At 38.5% G+C, this 19,932-nt stretch carries 20 protein-coding genes, 1 tRNA gene and 1 pseudogene; 18 read left to right on the top strand and 4 right to left on the bottom strand.

Going from position 1 to position 19,932, the window contains the following annotated elements; genetic code table 11:
• Positions 1-12: 12 nt before the first annotated feature.
• The 3 genes from rpmI to PAN07_RS03070 are packed head-to-tail and all read left to right on the top strand — an operon-like array spanning position 13 to position 1,060.
• A complete protein-coding gene (gene rpmI, locus PAN07_RS03060) occupies positions 13-213 on the top strand; it encodes a 50S ribosomal protein L35 (RefSeq protein WP_001125942.1) in 201 nt (66 codons plus the stop codon).
• Between the two features lie 50 nt (positions 214-263).
• The gene (gene rplT / locus PAN07_RS03065; protein ID WP_000124834.1) at positions 264-623 is read left to right on the top strand and encodes a 50S ribosomal protein L20; all 360 of its coding nucleotides are present in this window, start codon (positions 264-266) and stop codon (positions 621-623) included.
• 56 nt (positions 624-679) lie between these two features.
• The gene (locus tag PAN07_RS03070) at positions 680-1,060 is read left to right on the top strand and encodes a VOC family protein (protein ID WP_269797010.1); all 381 of its coding nucleotides are present in this window, start codon (positions 680-682) and stop codon (positions 1,058-1,060) included.
• A gap of 17 nt (positions 1,061-1,077) precedes the next feature.
• Here PAN07_RS03070 and PAN07_RS03075 read toward each other — a convergent pair.
• Positions 1,078-1,584: pseudogene (locus tag PAN07_RS03075) on the bottom strand (hypothetical protein).
• A 133-nt stretch (positions 1,585-1,717) separates the two neighbouring features.
• Here PAN07_RS03075 and PAN07_RS03080 point away from each other — a divergent pair.
• The 4 genes from PAN07_RS03080 (at position 1,718) to pyk (ending at position 8,069) form a co-directional block, all read left to right on the top strand.
• On the top strand, positions 1,718-2,152 hold the full coding sequence (locus PAN07_RS03080; RefSeq protein ID WP_269797011.1) for a hypothetical protein: 435 nt from the start codon (positions 1,718-1,720) through the stop codon (positions 2,150-2,152).
• Between the two features lie 157 nt (positions 2,153-2,309).
• Positions 2,310-5,411: a DNA polymerase III subunit alpha gene (locus PAN07_RS03085; protein ID WP_269797012.1), complete on the top strand. Its 3,102-nt coding sequence runs from the start codon at positions 2,310-2,312 to the stop codon at positions 5,409-5,411.
• 82 nt (positions 5,412-5,493) lie between these two features.
• A complete protein-coding gene (pfkA, locus tag PAN07_RS03090; protein ID WP_269797013.1) occupies positions 5,494-6,501 on the top strand; it encodes a 6-phosphofructokinase in 1,008 nt (335 codons plus the stop codon).
• Between the two features lie 62 nt (positions 6,502-6,563).
• On the top strand, positions 6,564-8,069 hold the full coding sequence (pyk, locus tag PAN07_RS03095) for a pyruvate kinase (RefSeq protein ID WP_269797014.1): 1,506 nt from the start codon (positions 6,564-6,566) through the stop codon (positions 8,067-8,069).
• A gap of 322 nt (positions 8,070-8,391) precedes the next feature.
• Here the strand turns inward: pyk and PAN07_RS03100 are convergent.
• A tRNA-Thr gene (locus PAN07_RS03100) sits at positions 8,392-8,464 on the bottom strand.
• 121 nt (positions 8,465-8,585) lie between these two features.
• Positions 8,586-9,335 (bottom strand): 1-acyl-sn-glycerol-3-phosphate acyltransferase, encoded by a 750-nt coding sequence (locus tag PAN07_RS03105; protein ID WP_269797015.1) that lies wholly within the window; start codon positions 9,333-9,335, stop codon positions 8,586-8,588.
• Between the two features lie 133 nt (positions 9,336-9,468).
• Here PAN07_RS03105 and PAN07_RS03110 point away from each other — a divergent pair, with 133 nt between their 5' ends.
• The 5 genes from PAN07_RS03110 (at position 9,469) to galE (ending at position 15,602) form a co-directional block, all read left to right on the top strand.
• Complete coding sequence (locus PAN07_RS03110; RefSeq protein WP_269797016.1) at positions 9,469-11,805, top strand: cation-translocating P-type ATPase; 2,337 nt, start codon at positions 9,469-9,471, stop codon at positions 11,803-11,805.
• A gap of 99 nt (positions 11,806-11,904) precedes the next feature.
• On the top strand, positions 11,905-12,582 hold the full coding sequence (locus tag PAN07_RS03115; RefSeq protein ID WP_269797017.1) for a tRNA (adenine(22)-N(1))-methyltransferase TrmK: 678 nt from the start codon (positions 11,905-11,907) through the stop codon (positions 12,580-12,582).
• Positions 12,569-13,366: a Nif3-like dinuclear metal center hexameric protein gene (locus PAN07_RS03120; protein WP_269797018.1), complete on the top strand. Its 798-nt coding sequence runs from the start codon at positions 12,569-12,571 to the stop codon at positions 13,364-13,366. The genes PAN07_RS03115 and PAN07_RS03120 overlap by 14 nt, the downstream gene beginning before the upstream one ends.
• 16 nt (positions 13,367-13,382) lie before the next feature.
• Positions 13,383-14,483, top strand: coding sequence for an FAD-dependent oxidoreductase (locus tag PAN07_RS03125; protein ID WP_269797019.1), 1,101 nt, complete (start codon positions 13,383-13,385; stop codon positions 14,481-14,483).
• Positions 14,484-14,582: 99 nt separating this feature from the next.
• Positions 14,583-15,602 carry a UDP-glucose 4-epimerase GalE gene (gene galE / locus PAN07_RS03130; protein ID WP_269797020.1) on the top strand — a complete coding sequence of 340 codons (1,020 nt, stop codon included), beginning with the start codon at positions 14,583-14,585 and terminating at the stop codon, positions 15,600-15,602.
• Positions 15,603-15,815: 213 nt separating this feature from the next.
• On the opposite strand, the gene PAN07_RS03135 is transcribed toward galE, so the two are convergent.
• Positions 15,816-16,013, bottom strand: coding sequence for a ferredoxin (locus tag PAN07_RS03135; protein WP_269797021.1), 198 nt, complete (start codon positions 16,011-16,013; stop codon positions 15,816-15,818).
• 45 nt (positions 16,014-16,058) lie between these two features.
• Between PAN07_RS03135 and PAN07_RS03140 the strand changes: the two genes are divergently transcribed.
• The 6 genes from PAN07_RS03140 to pdxT all read left to right on the top strand — a co-directional run bounded on the left by PAN07_RS03140 (position 16,059) and on the right by pdxT (position 19,932).
• Positions 16,059-16,553, top strand: coding sequence for an SAG1386/EF1546 family surface-associated protein (locus tag PAN07_RS03140; RefSeq protein WP_269797022.1), 495 nt, complete (start codon positions 16,059-16,061; stop codon positions 16,551-16,553).
• Positions 16,554-16,561: 8 nt separating this feature from the next.
• Entirely contained in the window at positions 16,562-17,233 is a 672-nt protein-coding gene (gene cmk / locus PAN07_RS03145) for a (d)CMP kinase (protein WP_269797023.1), read from the top strand.
• A 141-nt stretch (positions 17,234-17,374) separates the two neighbouring features.
• A complete protein-coding gene (locus PAN07_RS03150; RefSeq protein ID WP_004253903.1) occupies positions 17,375-17,713 on the top strand; it encodes a zinc ribbon domain-containing protein YjdM in 339 nt (112 codons plus the stop codon).
• Between the two features lie 2 nt (positions 17,714-17,715).
• The gene (locus tag PAN07_RS03155; protein WP_269797024.1) at positions 17,716-18,348 is read left to right on the top strand and encodes a Pr6Pr family membrane protein; all 633 of its coding nucleotides are present in this window, start codon (positions 17,716-17,718) and stop codon (positions 18,346-18,348) included.
• 135 nt (positions 18,349-18,483) lie between these two features.
• Entirely contained in the window at positions 18,484-19,359 is an 876-nt protein-coding gene (gene pdxS / locus PAN07_RS03160; RefSeq protein ID WP_004253907.1) for a pyridoxal 5'-phosphate synthase lyase subunit PdxS, read from the top strand.
• Positions 19,360-19,932: a pyridoxal 5'-phosphate synthase glutaminase subunit PdxT gene (gene pdxT / locus PAN07_RS03165; protein ID WP_269797025.1), complete on the top strand. Its 573-nt coding sequence runs from the start codon at positions 19,360-19,362 to the stop codon at positions 19,930-19,932.

Here is a 19,932-nt window from a genome sequence, read left to right on the forward strand (position 1 = left end):
GGAGAAAAAATCATGCCAAAACAAAAAACACACCGCGCATCAGCTAAACGTTTCAAACGTACAGGTTCTGGTGGACTTAAACGTTTCCGTGCTTACACTTCTCACCGTTTCCACGGAAAAACTAAGAAACAACGTCGTCATCTTCGTAAAGCATCTATGGTGCATTCAGGAGATTTCAAACGTATCAAAGCAATGCTTACTCGCTTGAAATAATCGCGTATTTGTAAGTAAAGAATTCTAGGAAATATTTGGAGGAAATATAAATGGCACGTGTTAAAGGTGGCGTTGTATCACGCAAACGTCGTAAACGTATTTTAAAATTAGCAAAAGGTTACTATGGAGCTAAACACATCTTGTTCCGTACTGCAAAAGAACAAGTAATGAACTCTTACTACTATGCATACCGTGACCGTCGTCAAAAGAAACGTGACTTCCGTAAATTGTGGATCACACGTATCAATGCGGCAGCTCGTATGAACGGACTTTCATACTCACAATTGATGCATGGTTTGAAATTGGCTGAGATCGAAGTTAACCGTAAAATGCTTGCTGACTTGGCTGTTAACGATGCAGCAGCTTTCACAGCTCTTGCAGATGCAGCTAAAGCAAAACTTGGTAAATAATTAATTATAAGACTGGTACAAGTTTGTCCCAGTCTTTTTTAAACAAAGGAGAAAAAATGGCTTCAAAAATGTTACACACTTGCTTGCGAGTAGAAAATCTTGAAAAATCAATTGCTTTCTATCAAGATGCTTTTGGTTTTAAGGAATTACGTCGTAGAGACTTTCCAGACTATGCTTTCACTATTGTTTATCTAGGACTTGAGGGTGATGATTATGAGTTGGAGTTGACTTACAACTATGATCACGGCCCTTATGTTGTTGGTGACGGTTTTGCTCATATCGCCCTAAGTACACCTGACCTTGAGGCTTTACATAAAGAGCATAGCGACAAGGGCTACGAAGTAACGGAACCTAAAGGACTTCCAGGAACTCAACCTAATTATTACTTTATCAAAGATCCAGATGGATACAAGGTAGAAGTGATTCGTGAAAAATAATAAAAACTCCTCATTTGTCAAATTGAGTTAGACAATTTCACCTGCCTCAGAAAAACTTGATACGGAGGTTGGTAGTTTAAGGACTTCCTTGGGATTTGATTTCTCTTATCAGCTACAGCTGATAAGAGTGTTTGAGAAAGTATGCTGAAATCTATCTGCATAAACCGCTAGAATGTTCATTTAGTCAGGTCAACCAGGAACCACAAAGAAAATGTAAATGTCCTGTTTGTTAGAATTTGGTTTCCAATTCGAGAATTCCTTTCCGTAATCAAAAGTGATGGATTGGATAAACTCTTGTACTGGTCTGGTGAACTGGGTGCTTTTTCGGTCACAATGGCTCTTGTTGGCTTTGTAGAGTTGATAATAGTCATAAGTCGAATGACTGGTTTTCAGAAAATAGATAAGATTAAAATGGTTGGTTGCGCTCTTCCAATTGACTTTGCAATATCACAAACCTTTTTACCTTCTTGGTAATAAGCCTCTATCATTACAAGTTCATTTGTAGTAAGATAAGTGTAGGTCATTTATGTTAGTTTCTTTCAGACAAATGTGAGCGTTTGTCTGAAAGAAACTAACATAGATGGCTTTTTCTATCTAGCTTAATTTGACAAATTGGGATATAATAAAAATAATGAAACAAATTAGTGGGAGAAAAAGATGTCAGACCAAAAACCAAATGTAGAGCTAAACAAAGAAGAAGATAAACTAATTGTAGAAAATAATTCGGTGGAAGATATGCAGAATGGTCCAAAAGCTGTCAAGAAACCTTCGGCTCTTCTATCTTTCTCATTTTATTTGGCTCTTACCTATATTCTTCTAATTATATCTATTGCTTTAGTTGATGGTCCATGGGGAATTGTATTCTTGATTTTTCTAGGTCCTAATTTAATTGCTTACGCTATAGCAACTATCTTAACAAGGGTAGGAATCAAGAAAGTAAATAAAACGGTCTTGTATACGAGTGCAGGATTTTATTTGCTTTCCGGACTTTTAGCATTCGACCCGGATTGGCAGATGTTTAGGGTTTTTCCTTATCTCTCACTAGTCCTAGTTCTAATCGGGATATTTTTAACGAAAGATACAAGTAACTAAGTTAAAAAAGCTAGGCGCAACTCTTCTTCGAACTTATTTCATAACATAAAACCATAGCCTTTTAGGCTATGGTTTTTTAGTTTAATGATTAGAAAGAAATTGTGTTTCTATTTTCTAAAATGGTATAATATAAAGAGAATAAGGGAGGTGGTAGTGAGTGATTGCCCAACTAGATACAAAAACGGTATATAGCTTTATGGAGAGCATGGTTTCTATTGAAAAATATGTCTCTATCGGAAAAGAATATGGCTATAGATCTTTAGGAATTATGGATGTGGATAATCTTTATGGAGCCTATTATTTTATTAAAGAGTGTCAAAAGCAAGGTATTCAACCACTCTTAGGTCTTGAAATGACAGTCTACCATGAAGAAAATCCCGTCAATCTCCGCTTTCTAGCACTATCTAACCATGGTTACCAACAACTCATGAAACTTTCTACTTTAAAGATGAGAGGAAAAAAGGAATGGACTGATTTTTCTTCTAATTTAAAGGATATTTGTATTATTGTTCCCTACTTTGATGGACTTGACCAACTAGATCTCGGATGTGATTATTATATTGGAGTTTTTCCAGATAGTCCTCAAAGGGATTTCTCCCGTCCTGTTTTCCCTCTTTACCGTGTAAATTCATTTGAAGCAGAAGATGTAGAAACACTACAAATGCTAAAGGCTATCAAGGAAAATGTGACTCTTCGTGAAGTAGACATACAGTCCCAACAGGGCTTGTTTATACCTGCTCATCGTTTAGAACAAGTTTTTCGAGAAAAATTCCCCAAGGCTGTAGAAAATTTACTGTTACTGACTAAAGAAACCGAGTATAAGATTGATAGCAGTCTTAAACTTCCAAGATTTAATGCTAAGAGACCTGCTGTAGAGGAGCTTAGAGAAAAAGCAGAAAAAGGTTTAGAAGTCAAAGGACTAACGTCTGAAGTTTATAAAAATCGTTTAAATCAAGAATTGTCAGTTATTCACGACATGGGATTTGATGATTATTTCTTGGTGGTTGGAGATCTTTTACAGTTTGGTCGTTCTCAAGGTTATTATATGGGAATGGGACGTGGTTCTGCTGTAGGGAGTCTTGTAGCCTATGCTTTGGATATTACAGGAATTGATCCTGTAGCTAAAAATCTAATCTTTGAACGCTTTCTAAATCGTGAACGTTATACCATGCCAGATATAGATATTGATATTCCAGATATCTATCGTCCAGAGTTTATTCGCTATGTTCGTGACCGTTATGGTAGTATCCATGCTGCTCAGATTGTCACCTATTCAACCTTTGGAGCCAAGCAAGCCATCCGAGATATATTTAAACGTTATGGTGTTCCAGAGTATGAATTGACTGCCATTACCAAAAAAATTGGACCAAAGGATACTCTGACTGATGCCTATACTAAAAATCTTAGTTTTAGGCAGTTGATTCAAAGCAAAATAGAATATCAAAAGGCCTTTGAAATCGCTAAAAAAATAGAAGGCTATCCGAGACAAACTTCCATTCATGCTGCGGGTGTAGTTATTAGCGATAAAACCCTAACGGATTACATTCCACTTAAGTATGGTGAGGATATGCTGATTACTCAGTATGATGCTCATGGAGTCGAAGGCAATGGTCTTCTGAAGATGGATTTCTTGGGTCTACGAAATTTAACATTTGTTCAAAAAATGCAAGAGTTATTGCTTAAGACACAAGGAATATCCTTGAAGATTGAGGAGATTGACCTTGAAGACAAAGAAACTTTGGCTCTCTTTGCTGCAGGTAAAACAAAAGGGATCTTTCAATTTGAACAACCAGGAGCTATTCGTCTTCTTAAACGAGTGAAACCTGAGAACTTTGAAGAAGTGGTTGCTACGACTTCTTTAAATAGACCAGGAGCTAGTGATTATATTGACAACTTCGTTGCAAGAAAGCATGGTAAGGAAAAAGTCACTGTACTTGATCCTATTCTAGAAGATATTTTGGCACCAACCTATGGGATTATGCTCTATCAGGAGCAGGTAATGCAAGTAGCTCAGCGTTACGCTGGTTTTAGCCTAGGTAAGGCTGACATTTTGCGCCGGGCTATGGGGAAAAAGAATGCTGCTGAGATGCATCAGATGGAAGAAAGTTTCATTCAAGGTGCACTTAAAAAAGGTCATACTGCTGAGCAAGCCCAGCAAGTATTTGCAGTTATGGAAAAATTTGCGGGCTACGGATTTAACCGTTCGCATGCTTATGCCTATGCAGCTTTGGCATTTCAACTTGCCTATTTCAAAACACATTATCCGTCAATTTTCTATCAAGTGATGTTGAACTATGCGAGTAGTGATTATATTGTAGATGCTCTGGAGATGGGCTTTGAACTTGCTCCTTTATCTATTAATACAGTTCTATTTCAAGATAAGTTAGCAGATAAGACAATTCATCTAGGTCTTAAGAGTATTAAGGGAATGCCTCGCGATTTTGCCTATTGGATTATTGAGAATCGCCCATTTTCTAGTGTTGAAGATTTTATCACACGATTGCCGAAAAATTATCAAAAAATAAGTTTATTAACTCCCTTGATTGAGACTGGCTTATTCGATAAATTTGAGAAGAATCGGAAAAAAATCTTATCCAACTTACCTACTTTATTTATTTTTGTGGAAGAGTTAGGAAGCCTTTTTGCAGACAGCAACTATAATTGGACAGAAGCAGATGATTACACTGAAATTGAGAAATTCCAAAAAGAGCAGGAATGGTTAGGTGTGGGGATCAGTCAGCATCCTTTAGTTGCTTTAGCTAAAAAAGCCATCTATCCTATCACTAGCTTATCTGACTTATCTGAGGGACAAACAGCTACAGTGCTCGTTGAGATTCTATCGATTCGTGTTATTCGAACAAAAAAAGGTGAAAATATGGCCTTTTTGAAAGTCAGTGATAGTAAAACAAAAATGGAAGTAACTGTTTTTTCAGAGCGATATCACCAAATGAGAGACCAGCTACAAGAAGGAAAATTTTACTATATGAATGGTAAGGTCCAATCTCGAGATGGGAAGCTCCAGTTCATATTAAACAATCTTAAAGAAGCAGTTCATGAACGATTTTGGATTCAGGTAGCCAATCATGACCATGACCAAGAAATTTATCATATTTTAGAAAAATATGAAGGTCAGATACCTGTCGTTATTCGCTATGAAGAAGATCAAAAAACTGTCCTTGCTTCAAGCTATTTTGTCGCTAAAGATATAGCTTTAGAAGAATCTTTGAGTGGGATTGTTATGAAAACGATTTATCGTTAAAATTTACGGAAAATAGAAGAATTTTCATTTTAATTGTGATATAATCAGGGAGAATGTTAAAGGAAAAAGGAGCAAAAACCAAATGAAACGTATTGCTGTTTTAACAAGTGGGGGAGATGCCCCAGGTATGAATGCTGCTATTCGAGCGGTAGTTCGTCAAGCCCTTTCAGAAGGCATGGAAGTATTTGGTATCTATGATGGATATGCTGGTATGGTTGCCGGTAAAATTTCTCCACTTGATGCTGCTTCAGTGGGAGACATCATTTCTCGTGGTGGTACTTTCTTGCACTCAGCTCGTTATCCTGAGTTTGCACAACTAGAAGGTCAACTTAAAGGAATTGAGCAATTGAAGAAACACGGAATTGAAGGTGTTGTTGTTATTGGTGGAGACGGTTCTTACCATGGTGCTATGCGCCTGACTGAGCATGGATTCCCTGCTATTGGACTTCCTGGAACAATCGATAACGATATCGTAGGTACTGACTTTACAATCGGATTTGACACTGCAGTAACAACTGCAATGGATGCAATCGATAAAATTCGTGATACATCATCAAGTCACCGTCGTACTTTCGTTGTTGAAGTAATGGGACGTAACGCAGGTGATATCGCTCTTTGGGCAGGTATTGCAACAGGTGCTGACGAAATCATCATCCCTGAAGAAGGTTTCAAATTTGAAGATATCGTAGCAAGCATCAAAGCTGGATATGAACACGGTAAAAAACACAACATTATCGTTTTAGCAGAAGGTGTCATGTCAGCAGCTGAATTTGGTCAAAAACTAAAAGAAGCTGGCGATACAAGTGACCTTCGTGTCACAGAACTTGGTCACATCCAACGTGGTGGTTCACCAACTGCTCGTGACCGTGTATTGGCATCTCGTATGGGCGCACACGCTGTTAAACTCCTTAAACAAGGAATCGGTGGAGTAGCTGTTGGTATCCGTAATGAGAAGATGGTCGAAAATCCAATTCTTGGAACAGCAGAAGAGGGAGCTTTGTTCAGTTTAACATCTGAAGGTAAGATTGTTGTCAATAACCCACATAAAGCAGATGTTGAATTATCTTACTTGAACAAGAGCTTGTCTTAATCCTACAAATAATTAAAATAAAAAAACAACAAAGTTGTACTATATAAAGGAGTCTTATAAATATGAACAAACGTGTTAAAATCGTTGCTACATTAGGTCCTGCGGTAGAAATCCGTGGTGGGAAAAAATTCGGTGATGATGGATACTGGGGTGAAAAATTAGACGTTGAAGCATCAGCACAAAACATTGCAAAATTGATCCAAGCTGGTGCGAATACATTCCGTTTTAACTTCTCACACGGTGACCACCAAGAGCAAGGTGAGCGTATGGCTACTGTTAAACGTGCAGAAGAAATTGCTGGTCAAAAAGTTGGTTTCCTTCTTGACACAAAAGGACCTGAAATTCGTACTGAATTGTTCGAAGGTGACGCTAAAGAGTATTCATACGTAACTGGTGAAACAATCCGTGTTGCTACAAAACAAGGTATTAAATCAACTCGTGAAGTAATCGCTTTGAACGTTGCTGGTGGTCTTGACATCTTTGATGATGTTGAAGTTGGGCACCAAGTATTGGTAGATGATGGAAAATTGGGTCTTCGCGTTGTAGAAAAAGATGCTACTAACCGTGAATTTGTAGTTGAAGTTGAAAATGACGGAATCATCGCAAAACAAAAAGGTGTAAATATTCCTAACACTAAGATTCCATTCCCAGCACTTGCAGAGCGTGATAATGCAGACATTCGCTTTGGTCTTGAGCAAGGAATCAACTTCATCGCTATTTCATTTGTACGTACTGCAAAAGATGTTAACGAAGTTCGTGCAATCTGTGAAGAGACTGGCAACGGTCACGTTCAATTGTTCGCTAAGATTGAAAACCAACAAGGTATCGACAACTTGGATGAAATCATTGAAGCTGCTGATGGTATCATGATTGCTCGTGGTGATATGGGTATTGAAGTACCATTTGAAATGGTTCCAGTTTACCAAAAAATCATTATCACAAAGGTGAACGCAGCTGGTAAAGTTGTTATCACTGCGACAAACATGCTTGAAACAATGACTGAAAAACCACGTGCAACACGTTCAGAAGTATCAGACGTATTTAACGCTGTTATCGACGGAACAGACGCAACAATGCTTTCAGGTGAATCTGCAAACGGTAAATACCCACTTGAATCAGTTACAACAATGGCTACAATCGACAAGAACGCTCAAACTCTTCTTAACGAGTACGGTCGTTTGAACTCAGATCTATTTGAACGTCACTCTAAGACTGAAGTTATGGCTTCTGCAGTTAAAGATGCAACAAGTTCAATGGACATTAAACTGATTGTAACTATTACTAAGACAGGTCACACAGCTCGTTTGATTTCTAAATATCGTCCTGATGCTGATATCTTAGCTATCACATTTGACGAATTGACACAACGTGGATTGATGTTGAACTGGGGTGTTATTCCTGTAACTACTGATCGTCCATCAAACACTGACGACATGTTTGATCTTGCTGAAAAAATTGCTGTTGAACAAGGTTTGGTTCAATCTGGTGATGATATGATTATCGTTGCTGGTGTGCCACTTGGTGAAGCAGTTCGTACGAATACAATGCGTATTCGTACAGTACGTTAATCTAACATTAAAAAACCTATCATATCAAGCTATATGGCTTGGTTGATAGGTTTTTTTGATGTTGCAAATTGTCAAAATGTCATCTGAATCAGTAATATTCGCGATAATAAAAAAACTTTCTGGCAAAACCAGAAAGTATGAGAGGCATCTCCATGTGAGAAACTGGTTCACACAATTTCTCAAGGTCCGCTCCTGCGTTATGACCTCCTTATGCTCAATAGTAGCTCTCGCTACTTATCGACTCATCGCAGAGACTATTCTACTATAAGCGAGAGAAAATGTCAAGAAAAATCCGTCCCCTAATAATGGGACGGATAAAAGATGCTAATTGCCGGGATCGAACCGGCGACCTCATCCTTACCATGGATGCGCTCTGCCTACTGAGCTAAATCAGCTTACCAAAAAAGTATACTACAGATTCAAATTTTTGTCAATATTGGCTTAGATTTACAAGAATTCGACTGATATTATGATCTAAAGAAGCTTAAGGTTGATAAACCTTAAGCCTCAATCAGTTTATTGTAGTTTTTCTCGTTTTTTGTCTGGATTCCAAACAAAACTTGCGATAAAACTAAAAATAATGGTAAAGAATGCCACAAAGATAGCTAGGATTAGGGCAGGGATACGAATAAACCACCAGAGAGGGTTTGGTTTTGTATTTGTATGCCATTGTTTTGTTTCCTCATCCAACCGTTGAAATTCCGTTTGAATACGGTCTGCCACGATTTCAATTCCCTCATCATTCATTTTTTTGATATCTGAAATATCAATAGGATTTCCAAAGTTCATATCAACACGTTCACGACTGATAAGTCCCTTTAAAGTCATTGGTCCAGTATAAGTAACAGGCATAATACGGACCTTGGCCATTTTAGCGATTAGGGCAACCCCGCCTTTGACATCGTTAGAATGACGACTACCGCTTGGAAACATAATAAGAGAACGGTCGCTTTTTTTGAGGACGTTGATTGGATATTTAATAGCTGAGGCATTAGGATTTTCCCTATCAATAGGAAAAGCACCACACATACGAATCCACCAACCAAAGATACGGTTTGAAAACAGTTCCTTTTTAGCCATAAAAATGAATTGTTTGGGTTTGGTTGCAAAAGCCATGTAGACAGGATCCCACCAAGTACGATGGGGAGCAACAAGGATATAATTTTCTTCTTGATTAGGTATTTTATCAGTGTTGTGATAATGGGCATTGCCGTTGATTGACCAGAGAATCAGCATAACTAGCCCACGTAGATAAGTATAAAACATGGTGTCTCCTTCGGTTTTCTTTCTATATATTATACCTTATCATAACAGGACAGGCAAATATTTTTTGTGTTGATAGGATGGGCCTTTGGGATGAAATTAGAATTATTCATAAAAAAATGATATGATAGAATTTATGGATAAAAATAAAATGATGGGGTTAACCCAAGCAGAAGTTAGAGACCGACAGTCACAGGGTTTGGTCAATGATTTTAAAGCTTCAGCTAGCACCAGCACCTGGCAGATTGTCAAGCGAAATGTTTTTACACTTTTTAATGCCTTAAACTTTGCCATAGCTCTTGCCCTTGCCTTTGTACAGGCATGGAGCAACCTTGTCTTCTTTGCAGTCATCTGTTTTAATGCTTTCTCGGGTATCGTTACTGAGCTACGTGCAAAACATATGGTCGATAAACTCAACCTTATGACCAAAGAAAAGGTAACTACTATTCGAGATGGTCAGGAGTTATCTTTGGATCCGGAAGACCTTGTTTTGGATGATTTGATTCGTTTGTCAGCAGGTGAACAGATTCCAAGTGATGCAGTTGTGATAGGTGGCTTTGCAGAAGTTAATGAGGCCATGTTAACAGGTGAGAGTGATCTGGTTCAAAAAGAAGTTGATGCAGTCCTATTATCTGGTAGTTTCTTAGCCAGTGGTTCAGTAGTAGCAAAAGTCAATCGTGTTGGAGCAGACAACTACGCTGCTAAGCTCATGTTAGAGGCAAAAACTGTTAAGCCGATTAACTCTCGTATCATGAAGTCCCTTGAAACCTTAGCTGGCTTTACAGGAAAAATTATTATTCCTTTTGGTTTAGCACTTTTGCTAGAAGCCTTAATTTTAAAGGGGTTACCACTAAAGTCATCTGTAGTTAATTCGTCTACAGCTCTTTTGGGGATGTTGCCTAAAGGTATTGCTTTACTTACTATAACTTCACTTTTGACGGCAGTGATAAAACTAGGACTTAAAAAGGTTTTAGTACAAGAAATGTATTCTGTAGAAACCTTGGCGCGCGTGGATATGCTCTGTTTGGATAAGACGGGAACCATTACCCAAGGAAAAATGAAGGTTGATTCATTGTTACCTTTGACAGAAGTTTATGATGAGCAGTCTATTGCTGCCATCTTAACTAGCTATATGTCTCATAGTGAAGACAAAAATCCTACTGCTCAAGCTATCCGTCATCGTTTTCAGGGGCAAGCTAGTTACTCAATTTCATCAAGTGTTCCATTTTCTAGTGACCGTAAGTGGGGAGCTATGGAGATGGAGGGGCTTGGGACTATTTTCCTCGGTGCACCTGAAATGTTGCTAGATGAGGAAGTAGTAGAAGCTAGAGCAGCCTTAGAGCGTGGCTCACGTGTCTTGGTATTAGCACTCAGTCAAGAAAAACTTGATCATCACAAACCACAAAAGCCATCTGATATTCAAGCTTTGGCTTTGCTTGAGATTCTAGATCCGATTCGAGAAGGGGCTGCTGAAACACTTGATTATTTACGAACGCAACAGGTAGGGCTAAAAATTATTTCTGGTGACAATCCAGTTACTGTATCAAGTATTGCACAGAAAGCTGGATTTGCAGATTACCATAGCTATGTTGATTGTTCAAAAATCACAGATGAAGAATTGATTGCTATAGCAGTAGAAACAGCTATTTTTGGACGTGTTTCTCCACATCAGAAGAAATTAATCATCCAAACATTGAAAAAGGCCGGTCATACTACTGCAATGACAGGAGACGGGGTCAATGACATCCTTGCTCTTCGTGAGGCAGATTGTTCTATCGTGATGGCTGAAGGAGATCCGGCAACTCGACAAATTGCTAATCTGGTCTTGCTTAACTCAGATTTTAATGATGTACCAGAAATTCTGTTTGAAGGACGTCGTGTGGTAAATAATATTGCCCGTATCGCACCGATTTTCTTTATCAAAACAATCTATTCATTCTTATTAGCTATTATCTGTATTGCAAGTGCACTCCTTGGTCGAACAGAATGGATTTTGATTTTCCCATTTATTCCGATTCAGATAACCATGATTGACCAATTCGTAGAAGGTTTCCCTCCATTCGTTTTGACCTTTGAGAGAAATATTAAGCCAGTTGAAAGCGACTTCCTCAAGCAATCTTTACTCAAGGCTTTACCAAGTGCTCTTATGGTAGTATTTAGTGTCTTATTTGTTAAGATTTTTGGAACAAGTCAAGGTTGGTCTCAAGTTGAGATGTCAACACTCATGTATTACATCCTGGCTTCTATTGGATTTATGTCCGTAGTGAGAGCCTGCTTACCATTAACATTAGGACGTATCCTCTTGTTTGTTTGGTCGGTAGGAGGTTTCCTAGCAACTGCTCTATTCCCTACTACCCAAAAATTACTAGAAATTTCAACCTTAACAGCTCAAACTGTACCTGTTTATACCATTATGATGACGATTTTTATCGTTCTATTCATCCTTTCAAATCGTTATCCTATTCGAAGATAAACTCAGACTGCAATCCATGATTGCAGTCTTTTTTGGTGTAAGATTGAAGCTTGAAATATGGTATAATAGGACTAATAGTGATTTGGAAAGTGAGAGAAGATGATTTCAAAGAGATTAGAAATGGTGGCTTCTTTTGTGCCTCAAGGAGCCGTTCTACTAGATGTCGGGAGTGACCATGCTTATTTACCTATTGAACTGATGAAAGAAGGCCGAATATATCGTGCTATTGCAGGTGAAGTGGTAGCCGGTCCCTACCAATCTGCAGTTAAAAATGTCAAGGAACATGATTTGGAAGAAAAAATCCAAGTCAGACTTGCCAATGGTTTGGCAGCTTTAGAAGAAGATGATCAGGTTTCTGTCATCACCATTGCAGGAATGGGAGGACGCTTAATATCAACAATTTTGGAAGAGGGATTGGATAAACTAGCTAATGTAGAGCGTTTAATCCTCCAACCTAATAACCGTGAAGATGAGTTACGTAGTTGGATACAAGAACATAGATTCCAGATTGTAGCTGAAAGCATCCTAGAGGAAGCTGGTAAATTTTATGAGATTTTAGTAGTGGAAGCTGGGGAAATGGAATTATCAGCAAGAGATACCCGTTTTGGACCTTTCTTGTCCAAAGAAGTCAGTCCAGTATTTGTTCAAAAATGGCAAAAAGAAGCTTTTAAGCTCGAATTTGCCCTTGCTCAAATCCCTGAAAAAAATTTGTCAGAAAGAAAGGTTTTAATAGATAAAATTCAAGCAATTAAGGAGGTACTCCATGAAAGCAAGTGAAGTGATTAAACGTTATGAAGTCTTTTGTCCCCAAGAATTTTCTATGGAGGGTGATAGTCGTGGACTGCAGATTGGAACTTTAGACAAGGACATCCAAAAAGTTATGGTGGCCCTTGATATTCGTGAAGAAACGGTTGCAGAAGCTATTAACAAGGGTGTTGATTTAATAATCGTCAAGCATGCGCCAATCTTTCGTCCAATCAAGGACTTGGTAGCTAGCCGTCCTCAAAATCAGATTTATATCGAGCTCATCAAGCACGATATTGCAGTCTATGTCAGCCATACTAATATTGACATTGTTGAAAATGGCCTTAATGACTGGTTCTGCCAGATGCTAGGCATTGAGGATACAAGCTATATACAGGAAACGGGCCCAGGACGTGGAATTGGCCGTATTGGAAATATTAAGTCTCAAACATTTGAAGATTTGGCTACACGCGTTAAAGAGGTCTTTGCTCTAGATAGTTTACGAATGGTCTACTATAAAGATAGTGATTTAAGAAAGCAAATTTCAAGAGTTGCTATTTGTGGAGGTAGCGGGCAATCATTCTATTCCGATGCTATAGAAAAAGGGGCAGATGTCTATATCACTGGTGATATTTATTATCACACAGCTCAGGACATGCTATCAGATGATTTATTAGCTCTAGATCCAGGCCACTATATTGAAATTCTCTTTGTTGAAAAAATAACTGAATTACTAAATCAATGGAAAGAAGAGAATGCTTGGCCTCTTGACATTATTGCCAGCCAGTCATCTACTAATCCTTTCCACCATATCTAATTAGAAGGTATAGATAATGAAAAAAGTAGCCATTGTTGGAGCAGGTATTGTAGGGGCGACAACTGCCTATTATCTCTCTAAAGAAGTTGATATAGAAGTGACTGTTTTTGATCATGGACTTGGGCAGGCAACCAAGGCAGCAGCAGGAATTATCAGTCCTTGGTTTTCTAAACGACGCAATAAAGCTTGGTACAAGATGGCTCGTTTGGGAGCAGACTTCTATGTCGATTTGTTGAATGATTTACAAGAGTCTGGACAGGAGGTTGATTTTTATCAATGCTCGGGAGTCTTTCTCTTGAAAAAAGATGAATCTAAGTTGGAAGAACTCTATAAACTAGCCTTGCAACGTAAAGATGAATCTCCCTTGATTGGCGAATTAGCCATTTTAGATCAAGCGACTGCAAGTAACCTATTTCCTGGTCTAGAGGGATTTGAGAGATTACTTTATGCTTCTGGAGGAGCTCGAGTAGATGGACAACTCTTGGTGACTCGCTTGCTAGAAGCTAGTCAGGTTAAGGTGATTAAAGATAGGGTGAGTCTAAATCTTGTATCATCAGGTTATCAGATTGGAAATCAGATTTTTGACCAAGTTGTCCTTGCGACAGGAGCATGGTTGGGACAAGTTTTGGAACCCTTGGGTTATGAGGTTGATGTTCGTCCACAAAAAGGGCAACTACGAGATTATCAGCTTGATTTAGACATGGCAAGTTATCCCGTTGTTATGCCTGAGGGAGAATGGGATTTGATTCCTTTCGCTGGTGGGAAATTGTCCTTGGGTGCTACCCATGAAAATGATATGGGATTTGACCTGACGGTCGATGAGAATTTGCTTAATCAAATGGAGGGAGCAGCCTTGCCTTGTTATCCAGTATTGAAGGACGCTGATATCTATAGCGAACGCGTAGGAATCCGCGCCTATACGAGTGACTTCTCTCCGTTTTTTGGACAAGTGCCAGACTTGACAGGAGTATTTGTTGCGAGTGGATTAGGATCGTCAGGATTGACAACTGGTCCAATTATAGGTTATCACTTAGCCCAAATGCTTCAAGGGAAAAGTGGAGTCTTGGATCCAGCGGATTATCCGACCGAAAGATATATTAAACAAAAGCAAACGTAAATCTTTTACTTAGTTTTTACGATAGGATTAGGATAGTAAATGACTTTCCCTATCAAAAATGGTAAAATGAAAAAAATAATTCAAGAATAGAGGAAAAAGATGAAAGAAAAGATTTTAGTCACAGGTGGAGCAGGCTATATCGGAACTCATACTGTAGTTGAATTGATTGAAGCTGGTCACCAGGTTGTTGTAGTAGATAACCTAGCTAATAGTAATCGTAAAAGTCTTGAAGTGGTAGAAAGAATTACAGGAGTTGAGATTCCTTTTTATGAAGCTGATATTCGAGATACGGATACTCTTCGTGATATTTTCAAACAGGAGGAACCTACAGGAGTTATCCATTTTGCAGGTTTGAAAGCAGTTGGTGAGTCAACACGTATTCCACTTGCATATTACGATAATAATATTGCAGGAACAGTTAGTCTTTTAAAAGCAATGGAAGAAGCAAACTGCAAGAATATCATCTTTAGTTCTTCAGCAACAGTGTATGGAGATCCACATACTGTTCCAATCCTAGAAGATTTCCCACTTTCGGCTACCAACCCTTATGGTCGTACTAAGCTTATGCTTGAAGAAATATTAACGGATGTCTACAAAGCTGATTCAGAGTGGAACGTGGTATTGCTTCGCTACTTTAATCCAATCGGAGCTCATGAGAGCGGAGATTTGGGAGAGAATCCAAATGGTATTCCGAATAATCTCTTACCGTATGTGGCGCAAGTAGCTGTTGGTAAATTAGAACAAGTTCAAGTCTTTGGAGATGACTACGATACTGAAGATGGAACAGGTGTTCGTGACTATATCCACGTCGTTGACCTAGCAAAAGGCCACGTTGCCGCCCTTAAGAAGCTTCAAAAAGGCTCTGGACTCAATGTGTATAACCTTGGTACTGGAAAAGGCTACTCAGTTCTTGAAATTATCCAAAATATGGAAAAAGCTGTTGGGCGCCCAATTCCATACCGTATCGTTGAACGTCGCCCTGGTGATATCGCAGCCTGCTACTCAGACCCAGCAAAAGCTAAGGAAGAGCTTGGTTGGGAAGCAGAACTTGATATCACTCGAATGTGTGAAGATGCATGGCGTTGGCAGAGCAAACATCCAAATGGATTTGAAGATTAAAAATAAAATTGTATATAAAAAAAGAGGAAAAAATTCCTCTTTTTTAACAGTCATTTGAAAGCAATAACTAGACAGTCTCATAGTTTTTGAAACGTTTTTACAATAAATAAAAATAGAATAAAATTAGTCTCTAAAAAGACTATAATTTTCTAGAAAAATATGCTAAACTAGAGAGAGTGGAATAAAATAATTGGGTGTCCCAAATAATCACTTTTAATCTTTGATCAGAGCACGTGTAGGGCAATTTTTAACTGCCTCTAGAACGTCATTACTAGTGGGAATCTCTTTTTCCAGTTGGTCAGGTTTATCGTAAAAGCGTACTATGCCATTATCATGATAATCAAATAGTTCTGAATAAGTTTGGCAAAGTCCACATGCAATACAGCGTTCAGGTATAAGTGTGATTTTCATATTTATATTGTAATAGGAAAATAGAAAAAACACAAGGAGTAAGGTATGGAAAAAGAACCATGGCAAGAAGATATTTATGAAGAAAACAAGGAAGAGTCAAGAAGTGAGCGCCACTCTAGAAGTGGGAAATGGGCCTTTCTAACGGCTAATAACGTTTTAACAACCTTGGCTATTATTTTCTTTATTGTGGTTATAGGTATGATTGTCGTTTTAGTATACCTATCTTCAGGTGGAAGCGATAGAACATCAGCTTTGAAGGATTTTTATGATTCTGCAAATCCTAAAGTTGAAGAAGTAACTACTGTTACAACAACGATAGAAACAACTACGGTAGCTACTACTGAGTCTGAGGAACAACAAAAAACTACAGAGACTCATACAGATCCTGAGGGGACAATTACTGTATTGGCAGGAGAAGGTGAAGCAGCAATTGCAGCTAGAGCTGGAATTTCTATTGCACAGCTAGAAGCTTTGAACCCATCACATATGTCAACAGGTTCATGGTTTGCAAATCCTGGTGATGTCCTTAAGATAAGATAGGAGCAACTATGAAAACAATTCAGATTGCGATTGATGGTCCAGCTTCAAGTGGTAAAAGTACTGTTGCGAAAATTATCGCTAAGGATTTAGGTTATACTTATCTGGATACGGGTGCTATGTATCGTGCAGCGACCTATGTAGCTTTACAGCATCAAATCAGTCCAGATCAAAGTTCTCAACTTCTTGAATTATTGGATCAATACCCGATTAGCTTTGGACGTTCTGAAAGTGGTGAACAGCTTGTTTTCGTTGGAGATGTTGATGTGACAAATCCAATCCGAGAAAATGAAGTGACTAATGCAGTATCATCTTTTGCAGCGATTCCAGCTATTCGAGAGAAGTTGGTTGCTCTTCAACAAGAAATTGCTCAACAAGGTGGCATTGTTATGGATGGCCGCGATATTGGTACGGTAGTGTTACCTAAGGCTGAATTAAAGATATTTCTCGTAGCTTCTGTAGATGAACGTGCAGAACGTCGTTACAAGGAAAATCTTGCTAAGGGAATTGAAACTGATTTAGAAACTTTGAAGGAAGAAATTGCAGCGCGTGATTATAAAGATAGTCATCGAGAAACTTCTCCTTTGAAGCAAGCTGAGGATGCTATCTACCTAGATACAACAGGACTTTCTATTTTAGAAGTTGTTGACAAAATCAAGGTGGAAGCACAGAAATATTTATAAGAATAACTTAAAACCGATTAACCATTTTTGGGCTAATCGGTTTTTCATGATTATTTGTCAAAAAAGGTATTTTAGGGTATAATAGTTGCTGTTAATGAAAATTTGACAATCAAATAATCATAATTTTTTTAAGGAGATAACATGAGTCAATTACCAAATTGCCCAAAATGTAATTCAGAATATGTGTATGAAGATGGCGCACTTCTCGTTTGTCCAGAATGTGCTTATGAGTGGAATCCTGCCGAGCAAGCAGAAGTTGAAGAAGGCATTGTTGCTATTGATGCTAATGGTAATAAATTAGCTGATGGAGATACAGTAACCTTGATTAAAGACCTTAAGGTAAAGGGTGCACCAAAAGATCTCAAGCAAGGTACTCGAGTTAAAAACATTCGCATTGTAGAAGGTGACCACAACATCGATTGTAAGATTGATGGTTTTGGGGCTATGAAGTTGAAGTCAGAATTTGTGAAGAAGATTTAATCATGATTAAAAATGAAAAAGTAATATTTTATAGTCGTATCTTTTTATTTATAGCAGCCTTTACCGGTGTATACTTGGAGATTACCAAACGTGGTGGTTTAGGAATGTTGCTTTACTACACAGTACTTTCTAACCTTTTGGTTGTAGTCTTTACGGGTTATCTTTTGTTAAAGATGCGTAGTGGTGGTGATAGTTGGCAGAGTCCTGGTATTCTACGTCTCAAAGGTGGTGTCACTATGAGTATTATGATTACTTGTGTCATCTATCATTTCATGCTAGCTCCTTTGACGACAGATTTTTACCGTTTGGAAAATTTCCTTTGCCATTATATTGTCCCTCTCTGGTTTTTAGCAGATACAATTATTTTTGACAAGAGTCGCCAATATAAGTTGGTTGATCCCATGCTTTGGACTAGCCTTCCTTTGCTTTATATGATTTTTGCCCTCTTAAACGGTTTTGTTCTAAAGATGGATGTCCCTAATGCTAAGGATAGTCCCTTCCCTTATTTCTTTTTGAATGCTCCCAAACATGGTTGGAGCTTTGTCTTTAAATGGGCAGCCACTATCTTTGTTGCTTATATGGTTTCAGGATATCTCTTTTATCTTGTGAAAAGCATTAAAAAATCTAAGAAATAAAAGTACCCAATGTGGGTGCTTTTTTTGTTAGCAATAATTGTACCCAGACAAATAGATTTTTTTTATCTTGTACTTGAGTCATTTCTACCTTAAAATAAAATTGTAGCTACCAATACAACTATTGAGGAAGAGAAAATGACTGAAAATCGTTATGAATTAAATAAAAATTTGGCACAGATGCTTAAAGGTGGCGTCATCATGGATGTTCAAAACCCTGAACAAGCAAGAATTGCTGAGGCTGCAGGTGCAGCAGCAGTTATGGCCTTGGAGCGAATTCCAGCTGACATTCGTGCTGCTGGTGGTGTCTCTCGTATGAGTGATCCAAAGATGATTAAAGAAATACAAGAAGCTGTCAGCATTCCAGTTATGGCTAAGGTTCGAATTGGGCATTTTGTTGAAGCTCAAATTTTAGAAGCTATCGAGATTGATTATATTGATGAGAGCGAAGTTCTATCTCCAGCTGATGATCGTTTCCATGTAGACAAGAAAGAATTTCAAGTTCCCTTTGTCTGTGGGGCTAAAGATTTAGGAGAAGCCTTGCGCCGTATCGCTGAGGGAGCTTCTATGATTCGTACAAAAGGGGAACCAGGAACAGGAGACATCGTTCAGGCGGTTCGTCATATGCGTATGATGAATCAAGAAATTCGCCGCATTCAAAACCTCCGTGAGGACGAGTTATATGTTGCTGCAAAAGAACTCCAAGTACCTGTAGAATTAGTTCAATATGTCCACGAAAATGGAAAATTACCAGTTGTTAACTTTGCGGCTGGAGGGGTTGCAACACCAGCGGACGCTGCTCTTATGATGCAGCTAGGTGCAGAAGGTGTGTTTGTTGGCTCAGGGATTTTCAAATCAGGTGATCCTGTTAAACGTGCGGCAGCCATTGTCAAGGCTGTTACCAACTATCAAAATCCTCAAATTCTGGCTCAAATCTCTGAAGATTTAGGAGAAGCCATGGTAGGTATCAACGAGAACGAGATCCAAATTCTCATGGCTGAGCGAGGAAAATAGATGAAAATCGGAATATTGGCCTTGCAAGGTGCCTTTGTAGAACACGAGAAAATGCTTGCTCAATTAGGAGTTGAAAGTATTGAATTGCGAAATCTAGAAGATTTTCAGCAACTCCGAAGTGAGCTATCAGGTTTGATTTTGCCAGGAGGTGAGTCAACGGCCATGGGTAAGCTCTTACGTGATCAGCAAATGTTGATTCCTATAAGAGAGGCTATTCTCAATGGCTTACCAGTTTTTGGAACTTGTGCGGGTTTGATTTTGTTAGCGAGACAAATTACTTCTCAGGAGGAAAGTCATCTAGCGACCATGGATATAGTAGTGGAGCGTAATGCCTATGGACGGCAGTTAGGAAGCTTTTATACTGAAGCAGAGTGTAAGGGAGTCGGTAAGATTCCCATGACCTTTATCCGTGGCCCGATTATCAGTAGTGTCGGTGAGGATGTTGAAGTTCTAGCAATCGTCAATGGTCAAATAGTTGCGGCACAAGAAAAGAATATGCTGGTAACCTCCTTTCATCCTGAATTGACAAATGATGTTCGCCTACATCAGTACTTTATCGATATGTGTAAATAA

The organism is Streptococcus sp. SM5, from assembly GCF_027497975.1.

What these genes read in the sequence shown, in the direction of transcription:
- rpmI (WP_001125942.1), top strand. Translation starts at nt 13, where the DNA reads ATGCCAAAACAAAAAACACACCGCGCATCAGCTAAACGTTTCAAACGT.
- rplT (WP_000124834.1), top strand. Translation starts at nt 264, where the DNA reads ATGGCACGTGTTAAAGGTGGCGTTGTATCACGCAAACGTCGTAAACGT.
- PAN07_RS03070 (WP_269797010.1), top strand. Translation starts at nt 680, where the DNA reads ATGGCTTCAAAAATGTTACACACTTGCTTGCGAGTAGAAAATCTTGAA.
- PAN07_RS03080 (WP_269797011.1), top strand. Translation starts at nt 1,718, where the DNA reads ATGTCAGACCAAAAACCAAATGTAGAGCTAAACAAAGAAGAAGATAAA.
- pfkA (WP_269797013.1), top strand. Translation starts at nt 5,494, where the DNA reads ATGAAACGTATTGCTGTTTTAACAAGTGGGGGAGATGCCCCAGGTATG.
- pyk (WP_269797014.1), top strand. Translation starts at nt 6,564, where the DNA reads ATGAACAAACGTGTTAAAATCGTTGCTACATTAGGTCCTGCGGTAGAA.
- PAN07_RS03105 (WP_269797015.1), bottom strand. Translation starts at nt 9,335, where the DNA reads ATGTTTTATACTTATCTACGTGGGCTAGTTATGCTGATTCTCTGGTCA.
- PAN07_RS03110 (WP_269797016.1), top strand. Translation starts at nt 9,469, where the DNA reads ATGGATAAAAATAAAATGATGGGGTTAACCCAAGCAGAAGTTAGAGAC.
- PAN07_RS03115 (WP_269797017.1), top strand. Translation starts at nt 11,905, where the DNA reads ATGATTTCAAAGAGATTAGAAATGGTGGCTTCTTTTGTGCCTCAAGGA.
- PAN07_RS03120 (WP_269797018.1), top strand. Translation starts at nt 12,569, where the DNA reads ATGAAAGCAAGTGAAGTGATTAAACGTTATGAAGTCTTTTGTCCCCAA.
- PAN07_RS03125 (WP_269797019.1), top strand. Translation starts at nt 13,383, where the DNA reads ATGAAAAAAGTAGCCATTGTTGGAGCAGGTATTGTAGGGGCGACAACT.
- galE (WP_269797020.1), top strand. Translation starts at nt 14,583, where the DNA reads ATGAAAGAAAAGATTTTAGTCACAGGTGGAGCAGGCTATATCGGAACT.
- PAN07_RS03135 (WP_269797021.1), bottom strand. Translation starts at nt 16,013, where the DNA reads ATGAAAATCACACTTATACCTGAACGCTGTATTGCATGTGGACTTTGC.
- PAN07_RS03140 (WP_269797022.1), top strand. Translation starts at nt 16,059, where the DNA reads ATGGAAAAAGAACCATGGCAAGAAGATATTTATGAAGAAAACAAGGAA.
- cmk (WP_269797023.1), top strand. Translation starts at nt 16,562, where the DNA reads ATGAAAACAATTCAGATTGCGATTGATGGTCCAGCTTCAAGTGGTAAA.
- PAN07_RS03150 (WP_004253903.1), top strand. Translation starts at nt 17,375, where the DNA reads ATGAGTCAATTACCAAATTGCCCAAAATGTAATTCAGAATATGTGTAT.
- PAN07_RS03155 (WP_269797024.1), top strand. Translation starts at nt 17,716, where the DNA reads ATGATTAAAAATGAAAAAGTAATATTTTATAGTCGTATCTTTTTATTT.
- pdxS (WP_004253907.1), top strand. Translation starts at nt 18,484, where the DNA reads ATGACTGAAAATCGTTATGAATTAAATAAAAATTTGGCACAGATGCTT.
- pdxT (WP_269797025.1), top strand. Translation starts at nt 19,360, where the DNA reads ATGAAAATCGGAATATTGGCCTTGCAAGGTGCCTTTGTAGAACACGAG.